This window comes from Pseudomonas sp. GW821-FHT02C04, from assembly GCF_059421845.1.
The window spans coordinates 382,328-398,069 of sequence record NZ_JBWKVT010000002.1 but is presented as its reverse complement, the minus strand read 5'-3'; the positions used below and the strand labels follow the sequence as shown (position 1 = coordinate 398,069).

At 61.6% G+C, this 15,742-nt stretch carries 14 protein-coding genes; 6 read left to right on the top strand and 8 right to left on the bottom strand.

Features of this window, described 5'->3' with window-relative positions; translation table 11 throughout:
- Window positions 1-27 precede the first annotated feature (27 nt).
- Entirely contained in the window at window positions 28-660 is a 633-nt protein-coding gene (locus tag AC07VV_RS09940) for a LysE family transporter (protein WP_495036119.1), read from the top strand.
- A gap of 60 nt (window positions 661-720) precedes the next feature.
- On the opposite strand, the gene AC07VV_RS09935 is transcribed toward AC07VV_RS09940, so the two are convergent.
- From AC07VV_RS09935 to AC07VV_RS09915, 5 genes are all read right to left on the bottom strand, one after another.
- On the bottom strand, window positions 721-1,464 hold the full coding sequence (locus AC07VV_RS09935; RefSeq protein WP_495036118.1) for a penicillin-binding protein activator LpoB: 744 nt from the start codon (window positions 1,462-1,464) through the stop codon (window positions 721-723).
- Between the two features lie 3 nt (window positions 1,465-1,467).
- Window positions 1,468-2,055 carry a penicillin-binding protein activator LpoB gene (lpoB, locus tag AC07VV_RS09930; protein WP_096817372.1) on the bottom strand — a complete coding sequence of 196 codons (588 nt, stop codon included), beginning with the start codon at window positions 2,053-2,055 and terminating at the stop codon, window positions 1,468-1,470.
- Between the two features lie 36 nt (window positions 2,056-2,091).
- Window positions 2,092-2,466 (bottom strand): YcfL family putative periplasmic lipoprotein, encoded by a 375-nt coding sequence (locus AC07VV_RS09925; protein ID WP_192559270.1) that lies wholly within the window; start codon window positions 2,464-2,466, stop codon window positions 2,092-2,094.
- A 15-nt stretch (window positions 2,467-2,481) separates the two neighbouring features.
- Window positions 2,482-3,876, bottom strand: coding sequence for a COG3014 family protein (locus tag AC07VV_RS09920; protein ID WP_495036117.1), 1,395 nt, complete (start codon window positions 3,874-3,876; stop codon window positions 2,482-2,484).
- Window positions 3,877-4,078: 202 nt separating this feature from the next.
- On the bottom strand, window positions 4,079-5,452 hold the full coding sequence (locus tag AC07VV_RS09915; protein WP_495036116.1) for a COG3014 family protein: 1,374 nt from the start codon (window positions 5,450-5,452) through the stop codon (window positions 4,079-4,081).
- A 151-nt stretch (window positions 5,453-5,603) separates the two neighbouring features.
- Here AC07VV_RS09915 and AC07VV_RS09910 point away from each other — a divergent pair, with 151 nt between their 5' ends.
- The gene (locus tag AC07VV_RS09910; RefSeq protein ID WP_495036115.1) at window positions 5,604-7,499 is read left to right on the top strand and encodes an FTR1 family protein; all 1,896 of its coding nucleotides are present in this window, start codon (window positions 5,604-5,606) and stop codon (window positions 7,497-7,499) included.
- A gap of 4 nt (window positions 7,500-7,503) precedes the next feature.
- Entirely contained in the window at window positions 7,504-7,959 is a 456-nt protein-coding gene (locus AC07VV_RS09905) for a YaiI/YqxD family protein (protein ID WP_495036326.1), read from the top strand.
- Window positions 7,960-8,007: 48 nt separating this feature from the next.
- On the opposite strand, the gene elbB is transcribed toward AC07VV_RS09905, so the two are convergent.
- Window positions 8,008-8,676: an isoprenoid biosynthesis glyoxalase ElbB gene (elbB, locus tag AC07VV_RS09900; protein ID WP_495036114.1), complete on the bottom strand. Its 669-nt coding sequence runs from the start codon at window positions 8,674-8,676 to the stop codon at window positions 8,008-8,010.
- 116 nt (window positions 8,677-8,792) lie between these two features.
- Between elbB and AC07VV_RS09895 the strand changes: the two genes are divergently transcribed.
- Window positions 8,793-10,028 (top strand): sterol desaturase family protein, encoded by a 1,236-nt coding sequence (locus AC07VV_RS09895; protein WP_495036113.1) that lies wholly within the window; start codon window positions 8,793-8,795, stop codon window positions 10,026-10,028.
- On the opposite strand, the gene AC07VV_RS09890 is transcribed toward AC07VV_RS09895, so the two are convergent.
- Window positions 10,009-10,665 (bottom strand): DedA family protein, encoded by a 657-nt coding sequence (locus tag AC07VV_RS09890; protein WP_495036112.1) that lies wholly within the window; start codon window positions 10,663-10,665, stop codon window positions 10,009-10,011. The genes AC07VV_RS09895 and AC07VV_RS09890 overlap by 20 nt on opposite strands.
- A 207-nt stretch (window positions 10,666-10,872) precedes the next feature.
- Between AC07VV_RS09890 and hemB the strand changes: the two genes are divergently transcribed.
- Window positions 10,873-11,886 (top strand): porphobilinogen synthase, encoded by a 1,014-nt coding sequence (hemB, locus tag AC07VV_RS09885; protein ID WP_007951836.1) that lies wholly within the window; start codon window positions 10,873-10,875, stop codon window positions 11,884-11,886.
- Window positions 11,887-11,904: 18 nt separating this feature from the next.
- Complete coding sequence (gene ppk1, locus AC07VV_RS09880) at window positions 11,905-14,130, top strand: polyphosphate kinase 1 (RefSeq protein WP_096817387.1); 2,226 nt, start codon at window positions 11,905-11,907, stop codon at window positions 14,128-14,130.
- Window positions 14,131-14,196: 66 nt separating this feature from the next.
- Here the strand turns inward: ppk1 and ppx are convergent, their stop codons facing one another.
- A complete protein-coding gene (ppx, locus tag AC07VV_RS09875) occupies window positions 14,197-15,699 on the bottom strand; it encodes an exopolyphosphatase (protein WP_495036111.1) in 1,503 nt (500 codons plus the stop codon).
- Between the last annotated feature and the right edge of the window lie 43 nt (window positions 15,700-15,742).

Sequence of the window (15,742 nt, the reverse complement as noted above, 5' to 3'; positions counted from 1 at the left end):
TGTCACGAGTCTGAGTCGAGGTGTGCGATGGAGCTTCAAACATGGCTGGCGTTTTTTGCCGCCTGCTGGGTGATCAGCCTTTCTCCTGGTGCCGGCGCGATTGCGTCGATGTCCAGCGGTCTGCAATACGGTTTCTGGCGCGGTTACTGGAACGCCCTGGGCCTGCAACTGGGCCTGGCCCTGCAGATTGCCATCGTCGGTGCCGGTGTCGGCGCCATCCTCACCGCTTCGGCCACCGCGTTCCATGCGATCAAATGGTTCGGTGTCGCGTACCTGGTTTATCTGGCGATCAAGCAATGGCGCGCACTGCCGATGGACATGAGCGATGACGCAGCGGTACGCCCGATCGGTCGGCCGATGGCGCTGGTGTTCCGTGGCTTCCTGGTGAACATCAGCAACCCCAAGGCCCTGGTGTTCATGCTGGCGGTGCTGCCGCAGTTCATCAACCCTCACGCACCGCTGCTGATCCAGTACGTGGTAATCGGCGTGACCATGATCTGCGTCGACCTGATCGTCATGGCCGGCTACACCGGTCTGGCGTCGAAGGTGCTGCGTCTGCTGCGCACACCGACCCAGCAGAAACGCATGAACCGCACGTTTGCCGGGCTGTTCATCGGTGCGGCGGCGTTCATGGCGACGTTGCGCAAAGCCGCCACGTAAAGCGGGCAGGCATAAAAAAGGCGACCTTTTCAGGTCGCCTTTTTCGTTTTCGGCAGCCGGTCAGTGAAGAATCACTGGCGCTGTGTCACGCGGCAGGTTGTTGCGCTGCTGCGGTTCACGCGGCTGCTCGTAACCATTGCCGCCGAGCTGCATGCTCAGTTGTCCGGCGACGTCTTCGCCCAGCGCCTTCGAGACATCGCGCACCACTCGTGGGCGGTTCAGCGAGATCTTGATGTCGCGGTGATTCACCAGTTTGGTGTCCTGCGCTTCACCCATCGCCGTGAAGGCCGAGGTGATTTCGTAGGTCTTGGTGTTGATCAGGCTGAAATCCGCCACCAGCGTCAGGCCCAGTACGGCTGAATAGCTGTCGGTGTTCGCCAGCTCGTTCATGTCCTGGGTGAAGTCGATGTCCGAAACCGTGCCGAACAGCACGTAGTCGGCGCCCTTGAAGTTGCCGGCCTTGATCCGCTTGATCACATCGTAGATGTCACCCTTGGACGAAGCGGTGTACGGCGTGCCCTGGATCAACTGGAACATGCCGGTGCGCAGGATTTCACCCTTGATGTCGCCGGTGAATTTGCGCAGCTCGGCCTGCTCGATGTAACTGGTGTTGGCTTCGAATTCGTTGTAGCTCGAAGAACCGCTGGAGCTGTAGTAACCCTCGCGGTAATTGTTCTTCGACGAAACGATGTGGATGTATTGCTCCACACGTTCCTGGTACGCCAGATCCGTTACCGCGACTTTCGGGGCCGCTTGCGCGCTGAACGCGCAAGCCAGGGCCATCATGCCAATCCATGCGCGCATCAATTAACGCTCCGTGGTTTTGCGGATCTCTTTCTCGTCCATCCACTCGGCCAGACCGCTTTCAACGTCGATCAGTTGCAGGCTGAATTTGTAGAAGACGTCCTTGTAGTCGCTGCTGCGCTTGACGATCGAGCTGATCGAACCTTCAAGACGGTATTTGGCGGCGATCATGTTGCCGGTCTTGGCCACGGTGTTCTTCTTGTACAGGCCGCTCTGGTTCTGCAGCTTGAGCTGGTCGACCTGGCTCTGCATCGCGGTGTTGTCGCTGGCGAAACGGGCGGCGCCGGACTTCATCAGCTGAGTCTTGATGCTGGTGGTGATTTCACGGGTGTCGATGTATTCGCTGGTCTTGTTCTTCACGTCGTAGACCTGCACCACAGGGCGGCCCTGCAGAATGCCGGACTGGGCGAGGGAACGGGTCATCGACTCGGCGATCATCTGCAGGTCGGTCGAACCGAACTCGTTGGTTACGGTTTCAACGGCCTTGGTGTCGCCGTAGCTGATGTTCTTGCTGCCCAGGGTCGGCGAAGTGTTGGCGCAACCGCTGGCCAGCAGGGCGATGACAGCGATGAAGGAAAAGCGTGCAAACATGGGAATGCTCTCTGAATCGGGAATAGGGTGTCGGGCTTAAGGCGTCTTGAGTTCCAGACGGAAATCCACAGCTTTCGGTGTCGGGGCGATGCCCTGAATGAAGCTGGTCTGGGCGCCGTACATCATCTGGCTCTTCCAGACTTCTTCTTCGGCAATCGGGAAACCTTCCGGGCCGAGCCAGGCGAAGCGGTAGTAGAACGTCTTGTTGCTGTTGAGGGTGTTGGTCAACTGCACATTGACGGTCATGAAGCCGTTTTCGCGGGCGACGCGCATGGCGCCGACCGCGATGTGTTTCTGCGGGCCCATGGCCACGACCTTGCTCGCGGCGCTGCCCGGCTCCGGTGGTGGCGGGGTGGCGCAGCCGCTGGCCAGCAAGGCGAGGGCGGCGACGGCGAAGAGTTTGAAACGCATGCAAAGACTCCGTTCTTAAGGTTGTTTGAGGCTGGCCACAGCAGTGGCGTTGGCGCTCGGGATCACGTGGGCGGCGAGCCCGGCGGCAAACACCTGGTTGCCCACGGCGCGCAGGGTGATCACCTGATAACGCTGATCGACGGTGATCTTGACCACCGAACCACCCACGGCGCTCGGCAGGGTAACCTGATGCTCACCCTTTTTCAGGCGCAGACGCACCACCTGGGTGGTGTCCGGCAAGGTACGCCACGTACGGGTATCGGCACCTTCGAGCACAGCTGAAGAGATACCGACCGCCAGGCCCGCCAGCGGGTTGGTTTCATTGATCTTCTTCTGCGCCACGCCTTTGGTGATCGCGCGCACCATGGTGCGCAGGATGATCCCCGGCATGTCATCGCGCAGGGCGCGGCGGGACATGGCAGTGGTGCTGTTGAGGGCGGTCAGGTTCAGTTGCTGGCCGTCGACACCGATCTGCGCGAACGGCGCGGTCGAGGTGTCAGGCTTGATGATCGGGAACGACAACGGGGTGATCACCACGCTGTTGGAGATCGGCAGCGGCAGCGGGACGCGGATCGAGTCGCGGGCCGGTGCCAGACCGCTTTGCACCACGATCAGGATGTCGCTGTCATCGCTCTTGACCGGTTTGTCCAGGTTGACCAGCGCCTGCTCCAGCAGCGGCGTGTTCGGGCGCAGCTCGGCGGCCTTGCGATAACCCGGTGCGGCCAGGTCTTTTTCGTCCAGGGCTTCGTAGACGAAACCGGCCAGGTAATGGCTGAACGCGCTCTGGTAGCTGTTCTTCAGACCGACCACTTCCGGGGCGTCGAGGCTGGCGACCGGGTAGCCTTGCAGGTCTTTGTACTGGGTCTTGATGCCTTCTTTCTCGGCTTCCTCTTCGCTCTTGAGGTATTCCTTGTCGCGCAGGTCGGCGATCACCGCTTCACGTTCGTGCGTCTTCTTGATCGCGGTGCGGGCGCCGTCGAAATCGTTGACCGCCAGCAGGTTCAGGGCCATCTGCGTGGTCAGCATGACTTTTTCGTAGTCGTAGCCTTCGTAGCGACGAACCTTGTCATTGACCAGGAAACTGCCGAACTGGGCCAGGTATTTGTCGGTGTCGAGCTTGACCGAGTCTTCCCACTTGCCGACCACCTGGTCGGCGCTGGTCCAGGCGTTCTGGCTGCCGGACAGGTCGCCCTTGGCGCGCAGCAGTTCACCTTTCTCGAAGTAATAGAGCAGGTCTTTGTCCGGGCCGGTGTTGTTCTTTTCCAGCAGGGTCAGGGCGGCGTCAACGTTGCCGGTGGCCAGTTGCTGGTTGGTCTGGGCCAGCTCGGAGTCGTAGTTGCGAAACGCCGAACAGCCGGACAGCAGAGTGACTGCGCCAAGCGCGATCAGAGTGGGAGCGCGGAATGCCATGGGGTACTTCTTCCATGAGTAGCGACAGCCTCGGGTGCGGGTCGGGCTGCTGGGACCGATCGGCAGTGGCGTTGGCCTCCTGCCAATTCCTCATAAACAGAGGAGCTTTAATGCCGCATCGCGATAACGAGGGCGCGGCATTATAAGCGGGCGATGCTGGCTATGTAATAGCTTTTTAATTGCACTGGTTAGTTAGATGCCATTACTTATCCGGCAGCCTGGCATTACCGATTACGTTGGCGATATCGCTCAGAACCCGCAGATTGACCAACTGGTGATCGCGGTCGATTTTCAGGGTGACCGCTGGCGCTCCGGGTGCATTCGGCGCATTGAACTGATGATTGCCTTTCTTCAGCCGTATACGTGCCACCAGTGTCTTGTCGGGCAGCGTGCGCCAGGTTCGGGTGTCGGCCTCTTCAAAGGGATCGTGCTCGGTGACGACCAGCGAAGCCTTGGCCGGATTGCGTTCGTTTTCCTGGGCCTGAGAAATGGCGGCCATGTTGGCGCGGAACATCGCCCGGGAAATGATCGCCGGCATGTCATCGCGCAACGTACGAAACGCCATGTCGGTGACACTGTTAATCGCGGTCAGCGGGCGTTTGCGGCCATCCACCATGATGTGGTCGAAAGCCGGTGTGACGGTATCCGGCACCAGGATGGGAAACGAGATCGGCGCGGTAATGACCAGGTTTTCATTGAGCCGCACCGGGATCGGCACCGTTACCGAGCTGCGGGCCGGTGCCAGACCGCTCTGGACGACGATCAGAACATCGCTTTCATCATCTTTGGCCGGCGGTTTGTCGAGATTGCGCAACGCCTGTTCGAGGAAGGGGATGTTCGGGCGCAACTCGATTGCCTGGCGATAACCCGGTGCGGCCAAATCCCGCTCACCCAGCGCTTCGTAGGTGAAGCCGGCCAGGTAATGGCTGAAAGCACTCTGGTAGCCATTCTTCAGTTCGATCACTGCCGGCGCATCCAGGGTGGTGACAGGATAGCCCTGCAGATCCTTGTATTTCACGACGATGCCTTGAGCCTTGGCCTGTTCCTCGAGCTCTTCGTACTGACGCTCTCGCTGGCGGGCGATCAGTGCTTCACGTTCGTGGGTCTTCTTGATGTCGGCACGGGCGCCGTCGAAATCACTTTCGCCCAATTGGTTGAGGGCCATCTGTGTGGTCAGCATGACCTTCTCGTAGTCGTAGCCGTCGTAGCGGCTCAACTTATCGTTGACCAGCATGGTGCCCATTTCATAGGAGAACCGATTGAGCAGCTTCATGGGCGCAGAAGGCACGGCCTCTTCACGTTGAAACACCATGCGGTCGGCGCTGCGCCAGGCCTTCTGGCTCTGGGGGCGTGCGTTGGCGAAGCTGAGAATCGAGCCCTTCTCGAAGTAATAGAGCAGGTCCTTGTCTTCCCAGGGGTTGTGCCATTCCAGCACATCCAGGGCGCCCTGATAGTCGCCGAGCATCAACCGGTCATTGGTCTGCTGCATCTCCAGATCGTAATTGCGGTAGGCGGCGCATCCGCTCAGTAGCAGGATCGTGCCGATTAACACCGGGAACAGCAGGCATTGGCGCATGGAGTGCAGCTCTTCCTTGAACAGTGAGGCGGGAGGTGTCGGATTATAGGGGCGGGCGATAGCTATGTGCCGGGGATTGGAGAGAAAGCTTGAGTCAGGCTTCCCCGACGTGAACAATGTGTTACTTCGCATTTCCAATTGAGACCCCTTCATGACTGCCTCGTCCCGATTCCTGGCCTGGCTGGTGTTCCCGTTGTTTGCCCTGAGCAGCTTCAATCTGCTGGCCGATACCGTGGAAGGCGCGCCGCAAGCGCTGCACCTGCTCGATTACATCAGCGCCGATTACCCGCCAACGGTAGAGGCGGGCAAGGTCATCGACGATGCCGAATACCGCGAACAACTGGAGTTCACCCGCGCGCTGCAAGGCTTGATTGCCGGCATGCCGGCCAAACCGGAGAAGGCCGGCCTGGAGCAAGGCATCGACGCTCTGCTCGCCGCCATCACCGCCAAGCAAGACGGCGCGGACGTCGCCCGTCAGGCCCGGCAACTGGGGGCGAAACTGGCGGTGGCCTATGAAGTCAGCCAGGCCCCGATCATCACCCCGGATCCGACCCGTGGCGCGCCGCTCTATACCCAGCACTGCTCGGTGTGTCATGGCACCAACGGTGCCGGCGATGGCCCTGCGGGTGTCGGCATGGAGCCCGCGCCGGCCAACCTGCGTGATGCGGCGCGCCTGGATCACCTGAGCCTGTACGCGATCTACAACACCCTCGGCCAGGGCGTCGAAGGCACCGACATGCCGGCCTTCGCCGATCAACTGGACGATCGTCAGCGCTGGGATCTGGCGACCTATATCGCTCAGTTCAGCGCCGATCCGGCCACGGCCAAATCCGACAAGACCTACAACATCGCCGACCTCGCCCGTCAGACGCCGGCCGAAGTGCAGGCCGCCGAAGGCCCGGCCGCCGCCGCGACCTTCCGTGCTCAGCGGGCGCAACCGCCGCAGGTCAAGCGAGGCCCGGCGCAGTTGCTCGACTACACCGCCGCGACGCTGGACAAGAGCCTTGCCGCTTACCGCGCCGGCGAGCGTGATCAGGCTTATGACTTGTCCGTTGCCGCGTATCTGGAAGGCTTCGAACTGGTCGAAAGCTCGCTGGATAACGTCGACGCCAACGTGCGCAAGGACACCGAAAAATCCCTGATGGCCTACCGGCAATCGCTGCAGGATGGCTTGTCGGTCGAGCAGGCCGAGCAGCGTCTCGACGCGGCCAAGGCCAAACTCAAGGAATCCGCCGGCCTGCTGGGCAGCGACGGACTGAGCTGGTCGCTGAGTTATATCTCCGGGCTGCTGATTCTGCTGCGTGAAGGGCTGGAAGCGATTCTGGTGCTGGCGGCGATCCTCGCGTTCCTGCGCAATACCGGCCAGCAATCGGCGGTGCGCAGCGTCAACGTCGGCTGGGGTCTGGCGTTGCTGGCCGGTCTCGGCACCTGGGCGCTGGCGGCGTACGTGATCGATGTCAGCGGCTCCCAGCGCGAACTACTGGAAGGCGCCACCGCGCTGTTCGCCAGCGTCATGGTGCTGTGGCTCGGGGTGTGGATGCACGACCGTCGCCACGCAGCGGCCTGGCAGGACTACATCAAGCAGAGCCTGGTCGGTGGCGGTGGCCGATTCGGCTTCGCCATCCTCGCGTTCTTCTCGGTGTACCGCGAGCTGTTCGAGGTGATCCTGTTCTACGAAACCCTGTGGTTGCAGGCGGGGCCTGCCGGACACAACGCGGTGTTGGCGGGTGGGGCGACGGCGCTGGTGCTGCTGTTCGGTCTGGCGTGGGTGATCCTGCGCGGCTCGGCGAAACTGCCGCTGGCACTGTTTTTCAGCATCAACGCGGCGCTGCTCTGCGCGCTGTCGGTGGTGTTTGCCGGTCATGGTGTGAAGGCGTTGCAGGAAGCCGGGATCTTCGGCACTCGCCCGGTGGCGTTCTTCGATTTCGACTGGCTGGGGATTCACGCCGATGCCTATTCGCTGACGGCGCAGGCTGTGGCGATTGCGGCGATCATCGTGCTGTACGGCCGCAGTTGGGTGGCTGAAAAGCGCCGAGTGGCGGCTTGAGATGATGCGCGTATGGATCGATGCCGACGCCTGCCCGAAGATGGCCAAGGAACTGGTGGTGAAGTTCGCCCTCAAGCGCCGCTTCGAAGTGGTGCTGGTGGCGGGGCAGCCGCAAAGCAAACCGGCGCTGACGATCGTCAAGCTGATCGTGGTGCCGAGTGGCCCGGATGCGGCGGATGATTATCTGGTGGAACACGCGGTGCCGGGCGAGCTGGTGATCTGCAGCGACATCCCGCTGGCCGACCGGCTGGTGAAGAAGGGCGTGGCAGCGCTGGACCCGCGAGGCAAGGAGTTCGATGCGCAGAACATGGGTGAACGGCTGGCGACACGCAACCTGTTCACCGATCTGCGCGAGCAGGGCCAGGTCAGCGGCGGCCCGGCGCCGTTCGGCGACCGGGAGAAGCAGGCGTTCGCCAATGCGCTGGACCGGATCCTGACGCGGCTGTCCCGTCAATCCTGATTGATCGTTCCCACAGGGCGTGGGAACGATCGCTACATGAAGACGGGTTCAGGCGTCGTTTTCGTGGGTCAGCTCAAGCACGCGATCCACCAACTTGTTGATCCCCGAAGCCGCTTCACTGATCGACTGCGCCAGCATGTAGGCCGGGGTGGTCACCAGTTTGCGCGCCTTGTCTTCGATGATGTCGGTCACCGCGCAGTCTTCGTGGGTGGCGCCCATCTTGCCGATCGCCGTGGCGGTGTCGGCATCATTGCCGATGGTGCAGGTCACGCCCGGGCCGTAGATCTTGGCGGCCAGCGCCGGCGAAATGCACATCAGGCCCACCGGTTTACCCGCTTCGGCAAAGGCTTCGGTCAGCGCCAGTACGTCTGGCTGAACGCAGCAGCCCGCGCCTTCGACGGCGAAGTTCGACAGGTTCTTCGCTGCGCCAAAACCGCCGGGCACGATCAGCGCATCAAAGTCATCGACATCGGCTTCACGGACATCCTTGACGTTGCCGCGGGCGATGCGTGCCGATTCCACCAGCACGTTGCGCGACTCGGGCATCTCCTTGCCGGTGAGGTGGTTGATCACATGCAATTGCGCGATGTCCGGGGCGAAGCACTGCACCTGGGCGCCGCGCTGGTCGAGGCGCAGCAGGGTGATGACGCTTTCGTGGATCTCGGCGCCGTCGTACACGCCGCAACCGGACAGGATCACTGCAACTTTTTTGCTCATGGGCTTCTCTCCAGATTCATGGCGCTAAATGTCCACTAATTTGTCGTTCGTTGCCATAGGGTCGAGCCGCGGCTACACCTAGGATCTGTGCACACGGATCTCGATCAGGGCACGTCATGAACTTCATTCTGTATGCGGTGCCGTTTTTCTTCGTATTGATCGTGGCAGAGCTCATCGCCGACCGTTGGCGCGGGGTGAGCAACTATCGCCTGGCCGATGCGGTGAACAGCATCAGCACCGGGGTGTTGTCGACCACCACCGGCCTGCTGACCAAAGGCGTTGGGCTGGTGACCTACGGCTTTGCCCTGGAGCATCTGGCGCTGCTCAGGTTGCCGGTGGACAGTGTCTGGGTGTGGGTCTTCGCTTTTGTCCTCTACGACTTCTGCTATTACTGGCTGCACCGCATGGGGCACGAGCGGAACATTCTCTGGGCCGCTCATTCGGTGCATCACCAGAGCGAGGACTACAACCTTTCCACCGCCTTGCGCCAGACCAGCACCGGGTTTCTGCTGGGCTGGATCTTCTATCTGCCGATGGCTGTGCTCGGCGTGCCGTTGCTGGTGTTCGTCAGTGTTGCGGCGCTGAATCTGCTGTATCAGTTCTGGGTTCACACCCGACACATTCCCAAGCTTGGCTGGTTTGAATGGTGCTTCGTCACACCGTCGAATCATCGGGCCCACCATGCACAGAACGCTCTCTACATGGATCGCAACTACGGCGGGGTGTTCATTATTTGGGATCGTCTGTTCGGCTCGTTCCAGGAAGAGGACGACAACGAACCGGTGATTTTCGGTGTGACCACGCCGCTGGCGAGTTGGAATCCACTGTGGGCCAACGTGCAGTTCTACGCGCAGCTGTGGGACGACGCGCGCCGTGCCGGGAGCAAGTGGGACATGCTGCGGATCTGGTTCATGCGCACGGGGTGGCGTCCGGCGGACGTGGCGGCGAAGTACCCGATGAGCAAGCCGGACCTGAGCCGGTTCCGCAAATTCGAAGTACCGTTGGGCACCCGGCAGCAGTGGTACGTGATGCTGCAATTCGCCGTTTATGTGGCGCTGGGCAGTTATCTGATGAATCTGGAGCACAGCCTGTCGACCGGCGCCCTGGTACTGGGCTGGGGCGCGGTGGCGTTTGGTTTGTTTGTGTTGGGCGTGGCCCTTGAGAATCGCCCGTGGGCGCTGAGGCTGGAACTGCTGCGGCTGGCGGCGAACCTGCCGCTGGTGTGGCTGGCGCCGCTGGTGGGACTCTGGCCGGCCGGCCCACAGATTTGGGTCGGTCTGCTCGGTTACAGCCTGCTCAGCGGCATCGGGCTGTATTGCTGCCGTCAGCGGTTTACTCGGCTGGCGTCTTAGGGTCGGCAGCCTTGGCCAGTTCGGCCTTGTGCCGTTCGGCTTTGGCCAGTTGTTCGGCCTGCTCGTCTTCGTAGACCTTTTTCGCCAGCCGGGCATTCTTGAACCGGCGGCGCAGCCACAGGCCGACGCCTAGCACCAGCAGTGCGCCGAGTACCCACAGTTCATACTTCTTGATGCTGCCCAGCATACCTTCGAGTACCGCACCGAAGTGGTACGCGGCCGCAGCGAGGGCGGCGGCCCAGATCGCAGCGCCAATCCCGTTCAGCAGCAGATAGCGTCCCGGCGGGTAGCCCGACAGGCCGATCGCCACCGGCATCACCGTGCGCAGGCCGTACACGAAGCGGAAGCTCAGGACCCAGATGTCCGGGTGCTTGCGGATGTGCTCCAGCGCGCGGTCGCCCATCATTTGCCAGCGCGGTTTGCGCGCCAGCAATTTGCGCCCGTGCTTGCGACCCAGGAAGTACCACAGCTGATCGCCGGCATAGCTGCCGAAGAACGCCACGACCACCACCAGGTTGATGTCCATGTATCCACGGAACGCGAGGAAGCCCGCGAGCACCAGGATGGTTTCGCCTTCGAAGAACGTGCCGAGAAACAGGGCAAAGTAGCCGAAGTCATGCAGAAATTGTTGGAGCATTGTCTGGGTGCTGGCGAAATGAACGCGCAGCCTAACCCTTCGGACACATTCAGGAAAGTGTCGAAATGTGTCTCGACGTGAACAATTCCTACAACGACAATGGAATGCGACTACCTGCCGCAGGACACACATAACTGTCATCTGTTCGTCATAATGGCCGCTTATAACTGCCACACTCGCCCGTCAGCGCGGGCTCAGGAGTCTGCCGTGAGCTTTACCCCAGCCAACCGTCTGTTCCCTGCCACCCGCCTGCGTCGCAATCGCCGTGATGATTTTTCCCGGCGACTGGTGCGTGAGAACGTGTTGACGGTCGATGACCTGATCCTGCCGGTGTTCGTGCTCGACGGTGAAAACCGCCGCGAAGCCGTGGCCTCGATGCCAGGTGTCGAGCGCCTGACCATCGACCTGCTGCTTGAAGAAGCCGCCAAATGGGTCGAACTGGGAATTCCGGCGCTGGCGCTGTTCCCGGTCACGCCACCGGAACTCAAATCCCTCGATGCCGCCGAAGCCTGGAATCCCGAAGGTATCGCCCAGCGCGCCACCCGCGCCCTGCGTGACCGATTCCCGGAGCTGGGCGTAATCACTGACGTCGCCCTCGACCCGTTCACCACTCACGGTCAGGACGGCATTCTCGATGAAGAAGGCTATGTGCAGAACGACATCACCGTCGATGCACTGGTCAAACAAGCGTTGTCCCACGCCGCCGCTGGCGCTCAGGTGGTTGCCCCGTCGGACATGATGGACGGCCGCATTCAGGCGATCCGCGAAGCGCTGGAGCTGGCCGGTCACGTCAACGTGCGGATCATGGCCTACTCGGCCAAGTACGCCAGCGCCTATTACGGCCCGTTCCGCGATGCCGTGGGTTCGGCCGCGAACCTGGGCAAGGCGAACAAGGCTTCCTATCAGATGGACCCGGCCAACAGCGACGAAGCGCTGCACGAAGTGGGCGCGGACTTGTCTGAAGGCGCGGACATGGTCATGGTCAAACCCGGCATGCCGTACCTGGACATTTTGTTCCGGGTAAAAGATGCCTTCAAAGTGCCGACCTTCGTCTATCAGGTTAGCGGCGAATACGCCATGCACATGGCGGCGATCCAGAATGGCTGGTTGAGCGAAGGCGTGATCCTCGAATCCCTGACCGCCTTTAAACGTGCCGGCGCTGATGGCATCCTGACTTACTTTGCTGTCCGTGCCGCTCAATTGTTACGAGAGCAGAAATAGCCCTCCCAGGAACATTCGATGAATACCGAAGGACTCACTGAAGTTGCCGTAAAAGAAGCTCAACCCGTGGTCGAGCAGATTACCGAAACCCCGCCGGAACTGGAGCCCGCGCCACCCGCGCCGGCAACTGAACCCGCTCCGGCGGCCCCGGCGATCGCGATTCCCGGCCTGGATGACAGCAGCCTGTATATCCACCGGGAATTGTCGCAACTGCAGTTCAACATCCGCGTGCTGGAACAGGCGCTGGACGAGTCCTACCCGTTGCTGGAGCGGCTGAAGTTCCTGCTGATCTTCTCCAGCAACCTCGACGAGTTTTTCGAGATCCGCGTCGCCGGCCTCAAGAAGCAGATCACCTTTGCCCGTGAACAGGCCGGCGCCGACGGCCTGCAACCGCATCAGGCATTGGCGCGGATCAGCGAGCTGGTGCACGGTCATGTAGACCGTCAGTACGCGATCCTCAACGACATCCTGCTGCCGGAGCTGGAAAAGCATCAGGTGCGCTTCATCCGTCGCCGCTACTGGACGACCAAGCTCAAGACCTGGGTGCGCCGTTACTTCCGCGACGAGATCGCGCCGATCATCACCCCGATCGGCCTCGACCCGACGCACCCGTTCCCGTTGCTGGTGAACAAGAGCCTGAACTTCATCGTCGAGCTCGAAGGCATCGATGCCTTCGGTCGCGATTCCGGTCTGGCAATCATCCCGGCGCCACGCTTGCTGCCGCGGATCATCAAGGTGCCGGAAGAAGTCGGCGGTCCTGGCGACAACTATGTGTTCCTGTCGTCGATGATCCATGCTCACGCCGATGACCTGTTCCAGGGCATGAAGGTAAAAGGCTGCTACCAGTTCCGTCTGACCCGAAACGCTGACCTGGCGCTCGACTCCGAAGACGTCGAAGACCTGGCCCGCGCCCTGCGTGGTGAGTTGTTCTCCCGTCGTTACGGTGATGCCGTGCGCCTGGAAGTCGCCGACACCTGCCCGAAACACCTGTCGGACTACCTGCTCAAGCAGTTCAACCTGAGCGAGACCGAGCTGTATCAGGTCAACGGTCCGGTCAACCTGACGCGTCTGTTCAGCATCACCGGTCTGGACAGTCATCCAGAGCTGCAATACACGCCGTTCACGCCGCAGATCCCGAAACTGCTGCAAAACAGCGAGAACATTTTCAGCGTTGTCAGCAAACAGGACATCCTGCTACTGCACCCGTTCGAGTCGTTCACCCCGGTGGTCGACCTGCTGCGCCAGGCCGCGAAAGACCCGCACGTTCTGGCCGTACGCCAGACCCTGTACCGCTCCGGCGCCAACTCGGAAATCGTCGATGCGCTGGTGGACGCCGCGCGTAACGGCAAGGAAGTGACGGCGGTCATCGAGCTGCGTGCGCGCTTCGACGAAGAATCCAACCTGCAACTGGCCAGCCGTCTGCAAGCGGCGGGTGCGGTGGTGATCTATGGCGTGGTCGGCTTCAAGACCCACGCCAAGATGATGCTGATCCTGCGTCGCGAAGCCGGCGAGATCGTGCGTTACGCGCACCTCGGCACCGGTAACTACCACGCCGGCAACGCCCGTCTGTACACCGACTACAGCCTGCTGACCTCCGACGACGCCTTGTGCGAAGACGTCGGCAAACTGTTCAGCCAGTTGATCGGCATGGGTAAGACGCTGCGCATGAAGAAGCTGCTGCACGCGCCGTTCACCCTGAAGAAGGGCATGCTCGACATGATCCTGCGCGAGACGCAATTCGCGCTCGACGGCAAACCGGCGCACATCATCGCCAAGTTCAACTCGCTGACCGATCCGAAGATCATCCGCGCGCTGTACAAGGCCAGCCAGTCCGGCGTGCGCATCGATCTGGTGGTGCGCGGCATGTGCTGCCTGCGGCCGGGCATCGCCGGGGTTTCGCACAACATTCACGTGCGCTCGATCATCGGTCGCTTCCTTGAACACACCCGGGTGTTCTACTTCCTCAACGGTGGCGAGGAGCAGATGTTCCTGTCCAGCGCCGACTGGATGGAGCGCAACCTCGACAAGCGCGTCGAGACTTGCTTCCCGGTGGAAGGCAAGAAGCTGCTGACCCGGGTCAAGAAAGAGCTGGAGCTGTACCTGACCGACAACACCCACAGCTGGAGCCTGCAGTCGGACGGCCGCTACATCCGCAACACGCCGACCGGCAACCAGAACCCGCGCAGTGCGCAGGCGACGTTGCTGGAGCGCCTGGGCAGCCCGATTCTGCCGGTCAGCAGCTGACTGAAGATTTCGGCGCAATAAAAAAGGCGATCCATCCGGATCGCCTTTTTTGTGCCTGCCGGCTACTCAGTGCACGGTCAGAACAATTCCGACACGCGTCAGCCACTCGGCCTCAAGTGCGAAATCCGCCTGAGTCAGCTGGTTTTCATCCAGCCAGTTCTCCGGGAATTCCACATCGAGGTTGTCGCCGTTGGCATGCAGCGCCACCTGCGGCATGGTCTGGGTGCCGCGAATGTGATGGAACAGGATCGCAAAGCGCAGCAGCACGCACAGGCGGATCAGCTTGTCGCCGTCGTCGCCGAACTCGGCAAACTTGTCCTTGGGGATGTTGCGGCGGTGCCCGCGCACCAGCAGGGCGAGCATTTGCTGGTCTTCGCGGGAGAAACCGGCCAGGTCCGAGTGCTCGATCAGGTAGGCGCCGTGCTTGTGGTATTGGTAGTGGGCGATGTCGAGCCCGACTTCGTGCACTTTCGCCGCCCAGCCCAGCAGTTCGCGCCAGATGCCGTCGTCCAGCTCCCAGTCCACGGCAACTTGGTCGAAGGCATGCAGGGCTTTGCGCTCGACCCGTGCGGCCTGTTCCAGATCGACGTGGTAACGCTCCATCAGCGAGGTCAGGGTGCGTTCGCGCACGTCTTCGTGATGATGGCGGCCGAGCAGGTCATACAGCACGCCTTCGCGCAGCGCGCCTTCGCAGTGATCCATGCGTTGCAGTTCGAGGGCGTCGAAGATCGCTTCGAGAATCGCCAGGCCGGCCGGGAAGATCGCGCGGCGGTCAGGCTTGATCCCTTCGAAATCGATCTTGTCGACATCGCCGAGCTTGAACAGGCGACGCTTGAGCCACGCCAGACCTTCGGCATTCACTTCACCGGTGCCATGTCCGCCAGCCTTCAGCGCCAGGCCGATGGCGCGGATGGTGCCCGAGGAGCCGATGGCTTCATCCCAGGTCAGGCGGTGCAGGGCGTGTTCGATGCTCATGATTTCCAGCCGCGCCGCCGTGTAGGCCTGGGCGTAGCGGGCCGGGGTGATCTTGCCGTCCTTGAAGTAGCGCTGGGTGAAACTCACGCAGCCCATTTGCAGGCTTTCGCGCAACAACGGCTCGAACCGTTGCCCGATGATGAACTCGGTACTGCCGCCGCCGATGTCGGCGACCAGGCGTTTGCCCGGGGTGTCGGCAAGGGTGTGAGAGACGCCGAGGTAGATCAGGCGCGCCTCTTCACGACCGGAGATGACTTCCACCGGGTGGCCGAGGATTTCTTCGGCGCGGCGGATGAATTCGCCACGGTTGCGCGCCTCGCGCAGGGCGTTGGTGCCGACGATCCGCACGGCGCCCAGCGGCATACCGTTGATCAGTTGGGCAAAACGCTTCAGGCAATCGAGCCCGCGCTGCATGGATTCTTCGTTGAGATGGCGCTCATCGTCGATGCCGGCGGCCAGCTGAACCTTCTCCCCGAGACGTTCGAGAATACGGATTTCGCCGTTCTGGGCCTTGGCCACGACCATGTGGAAGCTGTTGGAGCCCAGGTCGATCGCGGCGATCAGGGACAGATTCTTGGCTTGGGATTGCGGCATGGTCTGGGGGTCTCGGTCGATAACCTCGACATCGTGCCACGAT